This is a genomic window from Phaeobacter sp. B1627, assembly GCF_006265095.1.
Lineage (GTDB): Bacteria > Pseudomonadota > Alphaproteobacteria > Rhodobacterales > Rhodobacteraceae > Epibacterium.
The window spans coordinates 81,408-97,374 of sequence record NZ_VCNK01000025.1; the positions used below are offsets into that span (position 1 = coordinate 81,408).

Consider the following 15,967-nt stretch of genomic DNA (forward strand, 5'->3'; position numbering starts at 1 on the left):
TGATTTGGGCGGCACAATCCCACAGGTCGAATCGGCGCACAAGGGCAACCGCTTCAGATCCCGCAATGAGCAACGCAGCGCGCCGCACACACGGCCGGGCGCAGAGGCGCAGGCCAGCCACCCCTGCGGGATCCGCGCAATCGTGTCAGTAGAATGCAGCTGCGTTGTTGGTCAGGATGATGCGCAGCGCGTAGACCGCGATCAACACCACCAGCGGTGCCAGATCCACGCCCTGCATATTGGGCATGAGGCGGCGCACCGGCGCGTAAATCGGCTCCAGAATGCGGTTCAGACCATACCAGATCTGCGCCACGAACTGTTGATTGAGGTTCAGGACCTGAAAGTTGATCAACCAGCTCATGATGACATGGGCAATAATAAAGAACCAGACAACGTCCAGAACCAGCATCAGGATTTGAAACAGTGACTGCATCTTGCGAACTTCCTTTTTCGGACGTGTAACAGGTAGGCAGGAGATGCCGATTTCGCAACCCTTCCGCAAGGTCCCTGGTTGACGCTATGTGAACAGGTGGCATCTAGGAGACAAGTAAACCGGAGCGTTCAGATGTACCCGATTGTCCGCCTGCTGAAAGACGCAGCCCTCGCCAGCCGCCAATCGCCTCTGGCGCCGCTCGATACCCATGTGTCCCGCCATCGCTGCTGGCCCTGGGACATCGACATCTGGATGGAACTGAACAACGGCCGCACGCTGACGCTCTACGATATCGGGCGCACCATGCTGACCCTGCGCACGGGCCTCGCCACTGTATTGAAGCGTGAAAAATGGGCAGTGGCCGTCGCGGGCACCTCCATTCGCTACCGCCGCCGCATCAAGGCGTTTGAAACCTTCGAGATGAAAAGCCGCGCCATCGGCTGGGACGACCGGTTTATCTATGTCGAACAGGGCATGTGGAAGGCGAATGGCGAATGTGCCAATCACGCCCTGTTGCGGACGGTCGTGACCGACAGCGCAGGCATCGTGCCGCCCGTCCGCGTGATCCAGGCCTGGGGCGCCAAAATAGACAGTCCAAAGTTGCCGGACTGGGTCCTCGCCTGGTGCGCGGCAGAGGACAAACGCCCCTGGCCGCCGATGCACGAAGCACCCCAAAGCCCGGAGGATGTAACGCTTGCCAGCGCCTCCTGACGCCTGCCATACCTTGGCCTGATCAGAATGGTCCCGGGGGCAGACATGGCGGAACTCAGCACGGCACACAGGTCCCTGCGCAAACGCATCTGGGGATGGTGGTTTTTCGATTGGGCCAGCCAGCCGTATCACACCTTGCTGGTCACCTTCGTGTTCGGCCCCTTCTTTGCAGCAACCGCAACGCAGTATTTCCTCGGCACCGGCCTCGACGCAGAGGCCGCCCGCGCACAGGCCCAATCGAGCTGGTCGCTCTGCCTCACGATCACCGGCCTGATCATCGGTCTCTCGGCGCCCTTCCTCGGAGCTCTGGCGGACCTTGCCGGCCGCAAGCTGCCCTGGATCGTCGGATTTTCAATCGCCTACGTGCTGGGTTCTGCGGGGCTTTGGTTCATGGATCCAGGCGGCAGCAATCTGTGGTGGATGTTGATCAGCTTTGGCATCGGCTTTATCGGGGCGGAGTTCGCGCTGGTTTTTGTCAATGCACAACTGCCCTCCCTCGGCACCAAGGAAGAGCTGGGGCAGGTCTCGGGCTCCGGCTTTGCCTTCGGATACCTCGGCGGCGTCATCTCGCTGTTCATCATGCTTTTGCTGTTTGTCGAACAGGAGAGCGGCAAGACATTGATCGGCCTTGATCCGCTGCTGGGGCTGGACGCCAGCCAAAAGCAAGGCACCCGCGCCGTCGGGCCCTTTGTGGCGATTTGGTTTGCGGTTTTCATGGTGCCCTATTTCCTGTGGGTGCGCGAGCCGCGAACCACCAAACGCGGCGGCGCAAACCTGCGGCAGGCGATCGCCATGGTCGTCGCCTCGGTCAAAGGGCTGGCACATCGCAAAAGCATGGCAAACTACCTTGTCTCTTCCATGCTGTACCGCGATGCGCTGAACGGTCTTTATGGTTTTGGCGGCGTCTATGCCGGATTGATACTGGACTGGTCGATCACCCAGATCGGCATCTTCGGCATCATCGCGGCGATTTCGGCGGCGGCCTTCAGCTGGGTCGGCGGGCTGCTGGATCGGCGGCTGGGTCCCAAACCGGTGATCATCGCGGCGATTCTGGTGCTCAGTTTCGTCTGTCTGATTGTGGTCAGCATGTCCCGGGTTCAGATCTTCGGGATCGCTTTTGCACCGGGCTCCGGCCTGCCGGACCAGATCTTCTTTGCCTGCGGCGTGCTGATTGGAGGGTTCGGCGGAATCCTGCAGGCCACCAGCCGCACCTTGATGGTGCGTCATACCTCGCCGGAAACTGAGACCGAAGCCTTTGGTCTTTATGGGCTTTCCGGACGCGCCACCGCCTTTCTCGCGCCTGCGCTGATTGGCTTGATGACAACAGTGACGGGAAATGCACGCCTCGGGATCACACCGGTGATTGCACTCTTTGCCCTGGGTCTGCTTTTATTGGCATGGGTGGATGGCGAAGGAGATCAGGATTGAGGTTCATGCGACATATCACCCTCGCGGCACTGCTTCTTGCGGCCTGTGCTCCTGCGCAGGACAGCCAGCGGACGACCCCTGCGGCCTTTGCGAATAAAGCCGCGTCTTCGGTTCCCGCGAAACAGCTGTTCGGGGTCAAGCGGAGCGCCTCTGCCCAGCGCCCGGCGCCTTTCGGATCCTACGCCAAGGGATGTGTCGCCGGTGCCGCGCAACTGCCGGAGACAGGTCCGACCTGGCAGGCCATGCGCCTCAGCCGGAATCGCAATTGGGGACACCCGGAAACCATCGACTTTATCCGTGACCTGAGCCGCTCCGCCGCCCGCATGCCCGGCTGGCAGGGCCTTTATGTGGGCGACATCAGTCAACCCAGAGGCGGGCCGATGTTGTCAGGCCACCGCAGTCACCAGATCGGGCTGGATGCCGACATCTGGATGCTGCCGCCCGAGCGGCTTGATCTCAGCCGACAGGAGCGGGAGAATATTTCATCGATTTCGCTACGGCGCGCCAACGGGGCCTATGTCAACAGCAACTGGAGCGCCCAGCACCACGCCCTACTCAAGGCTGCTGCCGAAGATCCCCGCGTGGCGCGGATCTTTGTTTTCCCCGGCGCCAAGGTCAAAATGTGCGAGACAGAAACCGGTGATCGCAGCTATCTGCGCAAGATCCGGCCCTGGTGGGGGCACCACTACCATTTCCACGTCCGGCTGAACTGCCCGCGCGGGGCGCGAGGCTGCGTTGAACAGGCGCCTCCCCCACCTGGAGACGGCTGCGCAGATGCGCGCCAGTGGGTGGCCGACATCCTTGATCCGCCGCCACCGAAACCCGTCGATCCGAATGCGCCAAAGCCGAAACCCCGCCGGGACTACACACTCACGGATCTTCCTCAGCAATGCGCAGCCGTCCTCTCTTCCGACTGATTTCGCTCGCCATTGCGGCATTGTTGATGTTCTACGCCGTGCCTTGGGCCGCGACGGCAGTCTGGAACGTCAGCAGAGCAGCGACAAACACCGCGGACTTCATCGGCAGCTACAGATGGAGTATATCCGCGCCATGGTTTGGCGGTTTCTCCGGCATCGAAGTCACTGAGGACGGCACCGGCTTCACTGCGATCACCGACCGGGCTCATATCGTCGAAGGCATATTCCTGCGCCGGGGTGATACCATCCACGACATTCAAATCACGCGGGATGAGCGGCTCGCAGACCACGACACCCAGGAGATCCGCGGCCGCAAGGAAGACAGCGAAGGCCTGGCAATTGCAGCAAACGGGACCCGCTATGTCTCGTTTGAAAATCCTAACCGGGTGGTGGAATATACGGAAAACGGCACGCGCGAACTCCCGCGTCCCGCCGGTTTCAACACGTTCCGGTTCAACAAATCATTTGAATCCCTGGCGGTGAACCCGGCAGTGAACGGAGCGGAACAATTGCTCCTGATCGCGGAAAAGCCTTCCTCGCAGCCAGATGTATCGCAAGTCTGGGTCTGGCGGGACACAACCGGGTGGGAAGCATTGGGCGCCTACCCCGAACATGACGGGTTTTTACCGGTGGGCGCTGATTTCGGACCGGATGGATTTCTGTATGTGCTGGAACGGAAATTCGTCTCTGTCGGGTTTCGGACGCGCCTCCGACGCTTTTCTCTCTCTGGTGATGGCCTGACCGGGGGTGATATTCTGCTGAACACAGCGCTCGCACAGCATGACAATCTTGAAGGCGTGAGTATCTGGCGGGATGCAGCAGGTGCCCTCCGGGCCACGATGATATCGGACGACAACTTCCTCTGGATACAGAGGACGGAAATCACGGAATACCGCCTGCCAGAGTGACAGAGTGACAGAGTGACAGAGTGACAGAGCCCCGCCAGATGGCGAATCACTTGCAATTTTACCAGTGGGCCACTAGACGCAACGATCATTTGCGCCCGATCACGGGTGCACAAGTCTCCGCGACCTTGTCTAAAAAACGGATCCAAATATGACCCGCACTTATCTTCCTGGCATTCTTGCCATGGCCGCCGTCGTTGTGGCCTCCAATATCCTGGTTCAGTTTCTCTTCGGCAACTGGCTCACTTGGGGGGCCTTCACCTACCCGGTCGCCTTCCTCGTCACCGATGTCATGAACCGCGTCTACGGGGCAACCGCCGCCCGCCGCGTCGTTCTGGCAGGCTTTGCCGTTGGCGTGATCTGCTCGCTTGTCGGCACTCAGATCATGGGCGAATTCGGCCCCCTTGTGACCCTGCGCATTGCCATCGGCTCCGGCGTGGCGTTCCTCGTTGCACAACTGTCAGACGTGGCAATCTTCTCCGCCCTGCGTGGCGGCAAATGGTGGCGCGCACCACTGGCCTCGACATTGGTCGGCTCCACGCTGGACACCGCCATCTTCTTTACGGTCGCCTTCTCCGGCGCCCTGACCGCGCTGGAACCGGGCAATGATGTCTCCTGGGCAGGCGAAATGCTGCCGCTTCTGGGATCTGGTCCGATAGCCCCGCTTTGGGTGTCACTGGCCGTGGCCGACTGGGGCGTGAAACTCTCGCTGGCGCTGGTCGCCCTGGTTCCATTCCGCCTCATCGTTGCCCGTCTCACCGGCAATCAGGCCACCACAGCCTGATTTCGCGTGAATTTCATTTGGTGATCCTTCGCATCCGTGCCAGTCTCAGGACTATCGGAAACAATGAGCAAAGGAGGTGATCCAGTGTCAAGAAAGGTATTGGAACAAGGCGCAGCAACAACCGGAGCAGCCCACCCCTGAGGCAGCCCTCGTTGGCAGAGGCCGCACCGGCCGGGTTGTAAAGCCCTCACCTGCCTTTGTTCTCAACAGACCTTCGGAAGGGCCGTTCCAGATCGGGGCGGCCCTTTTCCTGTCCCGAGGCGGGGTCAATAGATCGATCCCGTCTGCGGTTCTGGCTTTGCCCTGTGGCAACAACGCCCTATTGTCCGCCTCATGCTGCAGATTAGCGATGATATAACCCTTCAGGACTGGGAACTGACCGAGAGCTTCATGCGCGCGTCCGGGCCCGGCGGGCAGAACGTCAACAAGGTCTCCTCCGCCGTCGAGCTGCGGTTCGAGGCAGAACGGTCCCCGCATTTGCCCGGCCCGGTAAAGACCCGCCTGCGCCGAATCGCCGGTCGCCGCTGGACCAAGGACGGCGCGGTCATCCTGCAATGTGATGAAACCCGCTCGCAGGTCCGCAACCGCGAAATCATCCGGGAACGGCTGGCCGATCTGATCCGGCAGGCATTGGTCAAACCGAAACGCCGCATTGCCACCAAACCCACCCGTGGCAGTGTCGAACGCCGCATCAAGGCGAAAAAAACACGCGCCAGTGTCAAATCCCTACGCGGCCGCGTCGACGGGGAATAATCTGCCGACTGCAGGCCCCTTGCACCGGACGCATCCCCGCGTCATCCTCCCGCAAAAGACGATTTGAAAGAGAGGACATGCAATGCGGCTCAGCGGAAAAACGGCCATTGTGACGGGCGGGGCATCGGGTTTCGGCAAAGGCATCGTCGAGGCCTTTCTGCGCGAAGGGGCCCATGTGATGATTGCGGATATCAACGGCCCGGCCGCCGCGGATCTGGCACAGTCCGCCGGAGACGCAGCCCATGCACAGACCGTCGATGTCAGCAACCGCGCCTCGGTGCAGGAGATGGCAGACGCCGCGTTTTCGCGTTTCTGCCACGTCGATATCCTGGTCAATAACGCAGGCGTCACCCACCTGCCGACGCCGCTGGATCAGGTCTCCGAAGATGATTTTGACCGCGTTGTGAACGTCAATATGAAATCGGTCTACCTCACCGCCCAAGCCTTTGTGCCCCATATGAAACACCGCGGAACAGGTGCCATCCTGAACGTCGCCTCCACCGCCGGGGTCTCGCCGCGCCCGAACCTCAACTGGTACAATGCCTCCAAGGGCTGGATGATCACCGCCACCCGAACCATGGCCGTGGAGCTCGCTCCCTCGGGCGTGCGCGTCAATGCGCTCAACCCGGTGGCAGGCGATACCCCCCTGTTGAAATCCTTCATGGGTGAGGACACACCGGAGATGCGGGCAAAATTCCTGTCAACCATTCCGATCGGCCGCTTCTCGACTCCTGAGGACATGGGCAACGCAGCGCTGTATCTCTGTTCGGACGAGGCCAGCATGGTCACCGGCGTCTGCATGGAGATCGATGGCGGGCGTTGCATCTGACGACAGCCGCCACAGAATGCCAAACGGCGCGCCAGCGCTGACCCTGCGCGGCCCGGCACGGGCCGCACCGCCGGACAACCAGCACCGGACAACCAGCACCCGCGCCCTAAAAGGATTGCCCTCATGAAGCCTGGCCCCAGGAACCTGATCACCGACGTCACTGGCCTGCGGGTGGGAAACGCTGCCGATGCCGGGCTCAAATCAGGCACCACGGTCCTCACGGCCGATCACCCCTTCACGGCGGCGGTTCACATCATGGGCGGTGCCCCCGGCACCCGGGAAACCGACCTTCTCGCGCCGGACAAAACGGTACAGGCGGTGGATGCATTGGTGCTGTCCGGAGGCTCCGCCTATGGGCTTGACGCCTGTTCCGGCGTTGTGGCGGGACTGCGTGCCATGGGGCGCGGCTTTCGCCTCGGGCCGGCCATCGTGCCGATCGTCCCCGGAGCGATCATCTTCGACCTCCTGAACGGCGGCAACAAGGACTGGCAGGAAAACCCCTATCCGGCGCTCGGACGCGCAGCACTGGATGCTGCCTCCGAGACCTTTGCCCTTGGCTCCACCGGCGCGGGCACCGGCGCCCTGACCGGCATGCAAAAGGGCGGACTTGGCTCCGCATCTCTGGTGCTGGACAGCGGCCACACTGTCGGCGCGCTGGTGGTGGCCAATCCGATCGGCTCCGTCACTACACCCGGCGAACGACATTTCTGGGCCGCCCCCTTTGAAATCGACGGAGAGTTCGGGGGGCTGGGCCCTGACCCCGCCGCCGGGCTGGGCCGCAGCCTGCGCAGTCGCAAGCTCGCCGCCATGGCAGACCTCGCCGGGCAACAGATTTCGTCAGAGGGATCCAATACCACCATCGCAATCGTCGCAACTGATGCGATCCTCACCAAGGCCGAGGCGCAGCGCATGGCGACCGCCGCTCATGACGGTATGGCCCGGGCCATCGTCCCCTCGCATGGGCCGCACGATGGCGATCTTGTGTTCACCGCCGCCACCGGTGCCCGACCGCTTGCGGATCCGGCATCCGAGATGCTGGGCCTGTGCCACGCAGCATCGCTCTGCCTTGCGCGGGCCATTGCCCGTGCCGTTTTCGCCGCCCGTCCCGCCGAAGGCGATATCCTGCCCTGCTGGACTTCCTGATCCGCCAGACGTCCGGTTTCACCAGACTTCCTATTCCGCCCGGCTGCCTGCCCTGCTGGACTGCCGGATCTGCAAGTCTTTTGGCAGGGTCTGCAATCGATATCCGATATTGCGCAGGCCAGCTGTCTGTTATGTCGCGTTGACTTCGCTTCGGGATAACTCCGAAGCTGAAACCAGCCACAAGACCATACAGGAGCCAGTTTCATGACCCGTTTTTCAGCTGCCGCAGTGCTCGCCTGCCTTGCGAGCCCCGCTCTGGCAGAAGGTGACGCCGCCGATGGCGAAAAAGCCTTCAACAAGTGCAAGTCCTGCCACCAGATCGTCTCTGACGCGGGCGAAACCATCGTCAAGGGCGGCAAAACCGGCCCCAACCTTTTTGGCATCACCGGGCGCATCGCCGGCACGGCTGAGGGATTTCGCTACGGGAACGACCTCATTGCCGCAGGCGAGGCCGGTCTGCACTGGAGCGAAGCACAGTTTGTCGCCTACCTTGAGGACCCGCGCGGGTTCCTGAAAACCTATCTCGACGACAGCAGCGCCAAGTCCAAAATGTCCTTTCGCCTGAAACAGGGAGGAGCAGACGTCTACGCCTATCTCTCTCAATTCGGCGCAACCCAAGAGCGCGAAGACGACGAAGAGACCGCCACCGACTAGCCCCTGCCGCACGGGCTGACGGCCCGCCTCTATCCCATGCACGCCGCGCTGTCATGATCGCGGCGTGCATGCTGCATTGTCCGTGGACTTGAGTTCCGCCCTGTTTTGCCCTAGATGACCGCATTTCCGCGCCGCCTTGAGCCACTCTGAAGGGTGCCCGACATGCAAACAGGATCGTCATGCCAGACCGTCTCGCCACTCTGATCCCCGCCTGGGTCAATGGGGAGCTGACTCCCGTGGACAAGTTGCACGCCCACAGAGAGGGCCTGCGACACAAGGCGGTCTCTGTTTTCGTGCTGCGCGGTCGCGAGATCCTGCTGCAACGGCGTGCAATGGGAAAATACCACACACCCGGCCTCTGGGCGAACACCTGTTGCACCCACCCGATGTGGCAGGAGGCCTCTGACCTCTGCGCCCTGCGACGGCTGCAGGAAGAGCTCGGCCTCACCGGTCTGCAACCGCAATACCGTCACACGCTGGAATATCGCGCCGATGTGGGCAACGGGCTGACCGAGCATGAGGTGGTCGATGTCTATCTCGCCGAGATGCACAGCCCGCTGGATCTGTCGCCGAACCCTGATGAAGTGATGGAGACCCGCTGGGTGGACTATCAGGAGCTGCTGGCGGATGTCGCCCGCGATCCGGATCGCTTCACCCCCTGGCTGAAGATCTACCTGGCCGATCATGCGGATGTCATTTTTGACCTGGATCTGATTGCGGCCGCAGACGGCTGAGCCACGCTTGCCTTTCCTGCGCAGAGCATGATTTGATACCGCGCGGGAGGACAGACATCATGACAGTATTGATTGCAGGCGGCGGCATCGCGGGCCTCACCCTCGGGTTGACGTTGCATCAGATCGGGGTCCCGTTTCGTGTCTTTGAGGCCACGCAAACGCTGAAGCCCATGGGCGTGGGCATCAACCTGCAGCCCAACGCGGTGCGAGAGCTGTTCGATCTTGGGCTGGAGGCAGATCTGGACGCCATCGGCGTGCGCACCCGCAGTCTCGGCTTCTATTCCAAACTCGGCCATACCATCTGGGAGGAGCCGCGCGGTATGGCTGCAGGCTATGCCTGGCCGCAGTTCTCCGTTCATCGGGGCGCGTTGCAGATGCTGCTCTACGAGACCCTGATCGCGCGCGCCGGTGCGGATGTGATTGAGACGGATGCCCGCGCCACCGGTTGCGAAGAGGCCGGGAACCGGGCCATCCTGCACCTTGAAGGGGGGCGTCAGGAGACAGGCACTCTTCTGCTCGCCGCCGATGGCATTCACTCCGCCCTGCGCGCGCAGTTCTTTCCCCAGGAAGGCCCGCCGATCTGGGATGGCCGCATCCTGTGGCGCGCAACCACCCGGGCGCCCTTGGTCCGCGGCGAGGGCGCCATGATGATGATTGGCCACGACTCCTTGCGGTTTGTGTCCTATCCGATTTCCGCAGCGGACGAACAGGGCATCGCGACCCTCAACTGGATCGCCGAAAAGCGTTTCGATCCCGACAGCGACTTCCAGCGCGAGGATTGGAACCGGGCGGTCGAGGTTGAGCGTTTTATCGGGGATTTTTCCGAGTGGCGTTTCGACTGGATCGACGTGCCCGCCCTGATCCGCGGCGCCGGACGCATCTTCGAATATCCGATGGTCGACCGCGACCCCCTGCCTCAATGGACCTTCGGACGCTGCTCGTTGATGGGGGATGCGGCGCATCCGACCTACCCGATTGGCTCCAACGGTGCGAGCCAGGCGATCCTCGACGCCCGCGTCATCGGCGCGCGATTGCTCGAACATGGGATCACCAAAGCCGCGCTGGACGCCTACGAAGGCGACATGCGCCCGGCGGCGACCCGCATCGGCTTTGCGAACCGCTCCGGCAATGGACCGGACGCCGTGCTGCAACAGGTGGAAACCCTCTGCGGCGGCGATTTCGAGGAGATCGACAGCGTCATCCCAAGGGCTGAGCTTGCCGCCCATGCGGCGAAATACAAGGCGATCTCCGGCTTCTCCATCGAAGAGCTGAATGCCCAGCCCCCCACGATTGCGGAGGGAATGCGCCTGCGCTGATACCTTTCCCCCATGCGACCCCCGGTCCCATCTCCGGCCCTGTTTCCGGACCCGTTGATGGCCGTCCCCGCCGCGCCAGCGGCGCCCGGCCCAACGGGCGCGATTGCATTTCAATGCAAACGCGCCGGGCGGGAGCGCTCCTCCCGTCGCGTTTGGCGTCCAACTCGCTCCGCAGTTCACGCCACAGGTCGTTCCGGAGCTCTGTCCGGGCGCCCCCCTTGGCCACCGGGCGCTCGATCATGGCCGGTCGTCAGACCCCGATCACCGCCTGCACCGCACGTTTCCAACGGGCATAGGCGGCGTCCCGCCGTGCCTCTTCCAGCATTGGCTTGAACTCCCGGTCCAGCGCCCAGGTGGCGGCAAACCCCGCCTGATCAGGATAGACACCCGCCTTCATCCCCGCCAGCCAGGCTGCACCCAGCGCGGTGGTTTCCTGCATCACCGGCCGATCCACTTCGGCGCCCAGAATGTCTGCCAGGCTCTGCATCGCCCAGTCGCTGGCACTCATGCCGCCATCCACCCGCAGGGTGACATGGCTGTCGCCGTCCCAATCCGCCCGCATTGCCTCCCAGAGATCGCGGGTCTGATAGGCGACGCTCTGCAAGGCCGCCCGGGCAAATTCTGCCGGACCGGAGTTCCGGGTGAGGCCAAACATGCCGCCGCGACATTCAGGCTCCCAGTAGGGGGCGCCAAGGCCGGTAAAGGCGGGCACCAAAATCACATCCTGAGCAGGATCCGCCTTGTCCGCCAACACACCGGACTCGCTGGCCTTTCCTATGATCCCAAGACCATCACGCAGCCATTGCACCGCAGCACCCGCGATGAAGATCGACCCCTCCAGCGCATAGGTCGGCACCCCGTCCAGCTGATAGGCGACCGTCGTCAGCATGCGGTTTTTCGACAAAACCGGCGTAGCCCCGGTATTCAGCAGCGCGAAGCACCCCGTCCCATAGGTGGATTTCATCATACCCGGCTGGAAACATGTCTGCCCCACCGTCGCCGCCTGCTGGTCGCCCGCGACACCCAGGATCGGCACAGCCCCGCCGAGCACTTCATCCGTCGTGACCCCGAAATCAGCAGCACAATCGCGCACCTCAGGCAACATCGATTGCGGCACCCCAAGCATCTCGCAGATCTCGGCACTCCATTCCCCGGCGCGGATGTCGTACATCAGGGTACGCGCCGCATTGGTCGCATCGGTCACATGTGCGGCGCCGCCGGTCAGCCGCCAGATCAGGAAACTGTCGACGGTGCCGAACAGCAACTCACCGGCCTGAGCCTGCCCGCGGGCCCCCTCGACACTCTCCAGAATCCACTTCACTTTGGTGCCGGAGAAATACGGGTCAAGCAGCAGGCCGGTGGTCTCGCGCACCATCTCCTCCTGCCCCTCGTCGCGCAGGGACTCGCAAATCTGCGCGGTACGGCGATCCTGCCAGACGATGGCATTATGGATCGCCTTCCCGGTCGATTTTTCCCAGACAACCGTGGTTTCGCGCTGGTTGGTGATGCCGATGCCCGCGATCTCAGACGCGGTGACACCTTTGTCCGCCAGCACCTTTCGACAGGTGGAAACCGTTGTGGACCACAGATCCTCGGGATCATGTTCGACCCATCCGGCTTGCGGATAGTGCTGGGGAAACTCCTCCTGCGCGACCGCTGCGACCTTCATATCGGCATCAAACAGAATTGCGCGGGTCGAGGTCGTCCCCTGATCAATCGCAAGAATATATGTCATCGGCTCGCCTCCAAATCTTCCGTTGGGGCGGAGAGTAGACATAAATTTACGAGCGCGGCCAGACCTGAGTCCAGACCAGAGTATTGTTCTGATCGGCCAGAGGCTTCGGAGAGGCCGCAGGGGAGTCCGCTCAGACCGCGATATTGTCGATCAGTCGGACCCCATCGAGCCAGGCCGCCACGAACATCCGCGCCGGAGCGGTGAGCGCAGACAGCGCAGAAAGATCATCCGAGCGGCGCAAATCGATATACTCGACCTCCGAAAACCCCAGCTCGGTCAGTGCAGCACCGAGCTCCGCCTGCAGGGGGCCCCAGGCCTCGCCCGCACGCAGCCGGGTCGCCGCCGCCTCCATCAGCGGATTGAGGTGCCCCGCGACCGTCACCCCCGCCGGTGACAGGCGCGCATTGCGTGACGACAGCGCCAGACCAGATGCATCCCGCACCGTCGGGCAGCCGACCACCTCGATCGGAATGTCCAGATCGCGCGCCATCCGTTTGACCACCATCAACTGCTGGTAATCCTTCTCGCCGAAGAACGCCGCCTCCGCACCGGATTGCAGGAACAGCTTGGCGACCACCGTGGCGACACCTTCGAAATGACCGGGGCGATTGGGGCCGTCCATCACATCCGTCAGCCCCGCCAGACTGACGGTCGTCGCAAATCCCGGCGGGTAGATCTGGTCCGGATCCGGCACATAGATCGCATCGACCCCATAGGGGGCAAGTTTCTCCGCATCCTCCTGCTCAGTGCGCGGATATTTGGCCAGATCGTCCGGATTGTTGAACTGCTTCGGGTTCACAAAGATCGTCACGATCACCCGGTCACAGGCGGCTTTGGCAGCCTCGACCAGTGACAGGTGACCCGAATGCAGCGCCCCCATCGTCGGCACCAGGCCGAGGGTCTCCCCCGCGCGGGTCCAGGTCCGGCGCAGGGCTCGCAAATCATCCAGATGGCGCAGGATTGGCGTCGTCATGTGGTGAAGCTCCCTTCAGTCGGCCTTGGGTGGTAGCGTGTCGGCAAAGGTGTGCTCGGGCGCGGGAAACTGCCGCGCGCGGACCTCGGCGGCGTAGTCCGCGATCGCCGCCTCCGCCGCTGCGCCGAGATCCGCGTAGCGTTTTACGAATTTCGGTTTGAACGCCGTAAAGAAGCCCAGCATGTCATCGACCACCAGCACCTGCCCATCACAGCCCGCAGAGGCTCCGATGCCGATTGTCGGGATCGGCACAATTTCCGTCACCTGATCAGCAAGCGTCGCGGGCACTTTCTCCAGAACCACGGCAAAGGCACCCGCCTCCGAGACCGCGCGCGCGTCGGCGATCAGCGGGGCTGCGGCTTCGTTGCGGCCCTGCACCTTGTATCCGCCCAGCGCGTGCACCGATTGCGGCGTCAAACCGACATGCGCCATCACCGGAATGCCGCGTCCCACAAGAAAGCGAATGGTCTCGGCCATCTCCACCCCGCCCTCCAGCTTGACGGCGGCAGCGCCGGTCTCCGCCATCAGGCGCGCGGCATTGCTGAACGCCTGCGCGGGGCTTTCCTCGTAGGTTCCGAAGGGCATGTCGATGACCATCATCGCTTTGGACAGCCCACGCGCGACAGCGGCCCCGTGCAGCACCATCATGTCCAGGGTCACCCCCAGCGTTGACGGCAGACCGTGCAGCACCATGCCGACACTGTCCCCGACCAGGACGAAATCGCAATGCGGGTCCATCAATCGCGCCATCGGCGTGGTATATGCAGTCAGGCTCACGATGGGACGCTGGCCTTTCAAGGCACGGATATCCCCGGCGGTGAGGGCGGTTTTGCGGGCGGTGGCGCTCATGTGTCGGCTCCCTGGCTGGACCGGTCGCTGCGGCCAGACGCAGTGCGGCCGCGGGCAAAGTTGCGTGTCTTTATCAACAGACACGCCCGCATACCAGCCGTGCGGCAGTGCAGCAAAGCTTGATTACGTGACGAAAAAGACCGACGCTGCCCGCAATCGCCCCGCAGACGTGGGCGTCATGATCCCGTCGGGCCGCAAGTCGCACGCCCGGCGCCAGTGGAGGACCTGAGACGATGAACTTCAAAATTCCTGTTGTGGCGGCGATTTCCGCCCTGACCCTGATGACCGGCGCCGCCTGGAGCAAGGACAGCGTGATCTATGCGACCAGCCTTGAGCCACCCCATCTGGACCCCACGGCTGGCGCCGCTCAGGCGATTGATGCAGTGGTGCATTTCAACATATTCGAAGGCCTGACCCGGTTCACGCCCGAGGGGGCCGTGGTGCCGCTGCTGGCGAAATCCTGGGACATCTCTGCAGATGGTCTGACCTACACCTTCACTCTGCAGGATGGCGTGACCTTTCACGACGGCAGCACATTTGACGCCGAAGACGTGAAATTCTCGCTCGACCGGGCACGGGCCGACGACAGCACCAACGCCCAGAAGGCCCTGTTCTCCGCCATTTCCGATGTTTCGGTTGCGGGCCCGCAGACCGTTGTTGTCACCCTGACCGAGCCAAACGGCAACCTGTTGTTCAACCTCGCCTGGGGGGATGCGGTCATCGTCGCGCCCGAGACCGCCGCGACGCTGAAGACCGCGCCAACCGGCACCGGCCCCTACCGGTTCGCGGAATGGGTGCAGGGGGATCGGGTCGAAATGACCCGCAACCCCGACTACTGGGGCGCGGCTCCGGCCCTTTCGGCCGCAACGATCAAGTTCATTTCCGACCCCACCGCCGCCTTCGCCGCAATGATGGCCGAGGATATCGACGCCTTCGACAACTTCCCGGCGCCGGAGAACGTCGTCCAGTTCGAAGCTGACCCGCGCTTTCAGGTGCTTGTCGGCTCGACCGAGGGCGAGACAATCCTGTCCACCAACAATGCCCAACCGCCCTTTGACAATCCCAAGGTCCGCGAGGCGCTGGCCCATGCGATCGACCGGCAGGCGATCATTGACGGCGCCATGTTCGGCTATGGCACCCCGATCGGCACCCATTTTGCGCCGCATAACCCCGCCTATGTGGATCTGACCGGTCACTCTGATTTTGACCCGGACAAGGCCCGCGCCCTTCTGGCCGAGGCGGGGATGGCGAACGGGTTCACCACCACCCTGCATCTGCCGCCTCCCTCCTATGCCCGCCGCGGTGGAGAGATCATTGCCGCACAGCTGGCGCAGGTCGGAATTACGGCCGAGATCATCAATGTTGAATGGGCTCAATGGCTGGAGACGGTGTTCAAGGGCAAAACCTACGGGCTCACGATTGTCAGCCACACAGAGCCGATGGATATCGGTATCTACGCGCGTCCCGGCTACTACTTTCAGTATGACAACCCCGACCTGCAGGGGTTGATGAACCGTCTGAACGCAACCACCGACCCGGACAAGCGGACCGAGATGCTGCAGGACGCCCAGAGGGTGATCGCCGATGATTACGTCAATGGCTACCTGTTCCAGCTTGCCAAAATCGGCATCGCCAAAGCCGATCTTCAGGGACTGTGGGTGAACGCGCCCACCGCTGCGATCGAGATCGGCGCCCTCAGCTGGGCGGAGTGATCCGCCGCGCCAGAAGGACACGAAGGAACACGGCGCGACAAAGAGAAACAGGCGGGCGGATCTTTCTGCCCGCTGCAGATCCATGTGATGC

16 protein-coding genes are annotated in these 15,967 nt (G+C 62.7%); 12 read left to right on the forward strand and 4 right to left on the reverse strand.

Annotated features, from left to right (window positions below; all coding sequences use genetic code 11):
* Positions 1 to 145 precede the first annotated feature (145 nt).
* The gene (locus tag FGE21_RS14265; RefSeq protein WP_139663973.1) at positions 146 to 433 is read right to left on the reverse strand and encodes a YggT family protein; all 288 of its coding nucleotides are present in this window, start codon (positions 431 to 433) and stop codon (positions 146 to 148) included.
* 132 nt (positions 434 to 565) lie between these two features.
* Between FGE21_RS14265 and FGE21_RS14270 the strand changes: the two genes are divergently transcribed.
* The 11 genes from FGE21_RS14270 (at position 566) to FGE21_RS14320 (ending at position 10,607) form a co-directional block, all read left to right on the forward strand.
* Positions 566 to 1,144, forward strand: a complete 579-nt coding sequence (locus tag FGE21_RS14270; protein ID WP_139663974.1) for an acyl-CoA thioesterase — start codon at positions 566 to 568, stop codon at positions 1,142 to 1,144.
* A 45-nt stretch (positions 1,145 to 1,189) separates the two neighbouring features.
* Complete coding sequence (locus tag FGE21_RS14275) at positions 1,190 to 2,572, forward strand: MFS transporter (RefSeq protein ID WP_139663975.1); 1,383 nt, start codon at positions 1,190 to 1,192, stop codon at positions 2,570 to 2,572.
* A complete protein-coding gene (gene mepA, locus FGE21_RS14280; protein WP_139663976.1) occupies positions 2,569 to 3,489 on the forward strand; it encodes a penicillin-insensitive murein endopeptidase in 921 nt (306 codons plus the stop codon). The genes FGE21_RS14275 and mepA overlap by 4 nt, the downstream gene beginning before the upstream one ends.
* The gene (locus FGE21_RS14285) at positions 3,462 to 4,397 is read left to right on the forward strand and encodes an esterase-like activity of phytase family protein (protein WP_139663977.1); all 936 of its coding nucleotides are present in this window, start codon (positions 3,462 to 3,464) and stop codon (positions 4,395 to 4,397) included. The genes mepA and FGE21_RS14285 overlap by 28 nt, the downstream gene beginning before the upstream one ends.
* Before the next feature lie 148 nt (positions 4,398 to 4,545).
* Positions 4,546 to 5,178 carry a queuosine precursor transporter gene (locus FGE21_RS14290; protein ID WP_139663978.1) on the forward strand — a complete coding sequence of 211 codons (633 nt, stop codon included), beginning with the start codon at positions 4,546 to 4,548 and terminating at the stop codon, positions 5,176 to 5,178.
* Between the two features lie 333 nt (positions 5,179 to 5,511).
* Entirely contained in the window at positions 5,512 to 5,931 is a 420-nt protein-coding gene (arfB, locus tag FGE21_RS14295; protein WP_139663979.1) for an alternative ribosome rescue aminoacyl-tRNA hydrolase ArfB, read from the forward strand.
* A gap of 82 nt (positions 5,932 to 6,013) precedes the next feature.
* Entirely contained in the window at positions 6,014 to 6,760 is a 747-nt protein-coding gene (locus FGE21_RS14300; protein ID WP_139663980.1) for an SDR family oxidoreductase, read from the forward strand.
* Between the two features lie 123 nt (positions 6,761 to 6,883).
* Positions 6,884 to 7,903 (forward strand): P1 family peptidase, encoded by a 1,020-nt coding sequence (locus FGE21_RS14305; protein ID WP_139663981.1) that lies wholly within the window; start codon positions 6,884 to 6,886, stop codon positions 7,901 to 7,903.
* A gap of 204 nt (positions 7,904 to 8,107) precedes the next feature.
* Positions 8,108 to 8,557, forward strand: coding sequence for a cytochrome c family protein (locus FGE21_RS14310; protein ID WP_139663982.1), 450 nt, complete (start codon positions 8,108 to 8,110; stop codon positions 8,555 to 8,557).
* 179 nt (positions 8,558 to 8,736) lie between these two features.
* A complete protein-coding gene (gene idi / locus FGE21_RS14315; RefSeq protein ID WP_139663983.1) occupies positions 8,737 to 9,291 on the forward strand; it encodes an isopentenyl-diphosphate Delta-isomerase in 555 nt (184 codons plus the stop codon).
* 59 nt (positions 9,292 to 9,350) lie between these two features.
* A complete protein-coding gene (locus tag FGE21_RS14320; protein WP_139663984.1) occupies positions 9,351 to 10,607 on the forward strand; it encodes a flavin-dependent oxidoreductase in 1,257 nt (418 codons plus the stop codon).
* 250 nt (positions 10,608 to 10,857) lie between these two features.
* Here FGE21_RS14320 and glpK read toward each other — a convergent pair whose 3' ends face one another.
* From glpK to panB, 3 genes are all read right to left on the reverse strand, one after another.
* Entirely contained in the window at positions 10,858 to 12,342 is a 1,485-nt protein-coding gene (gene glpK, locus FGE21_RS14325) for a glycerol kinase GlpK (protein WP_139663985.1), read from the reverse strand.
* Between the two features lie 130 nt (positions 12,343 to 12,472).
* Positions 12,473 to 13,315 (reverse strand): pantoate--beta-alanine ligase, encoded by an 843-nt coding sequence (panC, locus tag FGE21_RS14330; protein ID WP_139663986.1) that lies wholly within the window; start codon positions 13,313 to 13,315, stop codon positions 12,473 to 12,475.
* Positions 13,316 to 13,330: 15 nt separating this feature from the next.
* Entirely contained in the window at positions 13,331 to 14,164 is an 834-nt protein-coding gene (panB, locus tag FGE21_RS14335) for a 3-methyl-2-oxobutanoate hydroxymethyltransferase (protein ID WP_139663987.1), read from the reverse strand.
* A gap of 233 nt (positions 14,165 to 14,397) precedes the next feature.
* Between panB and FGE21_RS14340 the strand changes: the two genes are divergently transcribed.
* Positions 14,398 to 15,876, forward strand: a complete 1,479-nt coding sequence (locus FGE21_RS14340; protein ID WP_139663988.1) for an ABC transporter substrate-binding protein — start codon at positions 14,398 to 14,400, stop codon at positions 15,874 to 15,876.
* The last annotated feature ends 91 nt before the right edge of the window (positions 15,877 to 15,967 follow it).

Excerpts from the sequence above, each read along its gene's own strand:
- FGE21_RS14265 (WP_139663973.1), bottom strand. The coding sequence starts at position 433 with ATGCAGTCACTGTTTCAAATCCTGATGCTGGTTCTGGACGTTGTCTGG.
- FGE21_RS14270 (WP_139663974.1), top strand. The coding sequence starts at position 566 with ATGTACCCGATTGTCCGCCTGCTGAAAGACGCAGCCCTCGCCAGCCGC.
- FGE21_RS14275 (WP_139663975.1), top strand. The coding sequence starts at position 1,190 with ATGGCGGAACTCAGCACGGCACACAGGTCCCTGCGCAAACGCATCTGG.
- FGE21_RS14285 (WP_139663977.1), top strand. The coding sequence starts at position 3,462 with ATGCGCAGCCGTCCTCTCTTCCGACTGATTTCGCTCGCCATTGCGGCA.
- FGE21_RS14290 (WP_139663978.1), top strand. The coding sequence starts at position 4,546 with ATGACCCGCACTTATCTTCCTGGCATTCTTGCCATGGCCGCCGTCGTT.
- arfB (WP_139663979.1), top strand. The coding sequence starts at position 5,512 with ATGCTGCAGATTAGCGATGATATAACCCTTCAGGACTGGGAACTGACC.
- FGE21_RS14300 (WP_139663980.1), top strand. The coding sequence starts at position 6,014 with ATGCGGCTCAGCGGAAAAACGGCCATTGTGACGGGCGGGGCATCGGGT.
- FGE21_RS14305 (WP_139663981.1), top strand. The coding sequence starts at position 6,884 with ATGAAGCCTGGCCCCAGGAACCTGATCACCGACGTCACTGGCCTGCGG.
- FGE21_RS14310 (WP_139663982.1), top strand. The coding sequence starts at position 8,108 with ATGACCCGTTTTTCAGCTGCCGCAGTGCTCGCCTGCCTTGCGAGCCCC.
- idi (WP_139663983.1), top strand. The coding sequence starts at position 8,737 with ATGCCAGACCGTCTCGCCACTCTGATCCCCGCCTGGGTCAATGGGGAG.
- FGE21_RS14320 (WP_139663984.1), top strand. The coding sequence starts at position 9,351 with ATGACAGTATTGATTGCAGGCGGCGGCATCGCGGGCCTCACCCTCGGG.
- glpK (WP_139663985.1), bottom strand. The coding sequence starts at position 12,342 with ATGACATATATTCTTGCGATTGATCAGGGGACGACCTCGACCCGCGCA.
- panC (WP_139663986.1), bottom strand. The coding sequence starts at position 13,315 with ATGACGACGCCAATCCTGCGCCATCTGGATGATTTGCGAGCCCTGCGC.
- panB (WP_139663987.1), bottom strand. The coding sequence starts at position 14,164 with ATGAGCGCCACCGCCCGCAAAACCGCCCTCACCGCCGGGGATATCCGT.
- FGE21_RS14340 (WP_139663988.1), top strand. The coding sequence starts at position 14,398 with ATGAACTTCAAAATTCCTGTTGTGGCGGCGATTTCCGCCCTGACCCTG.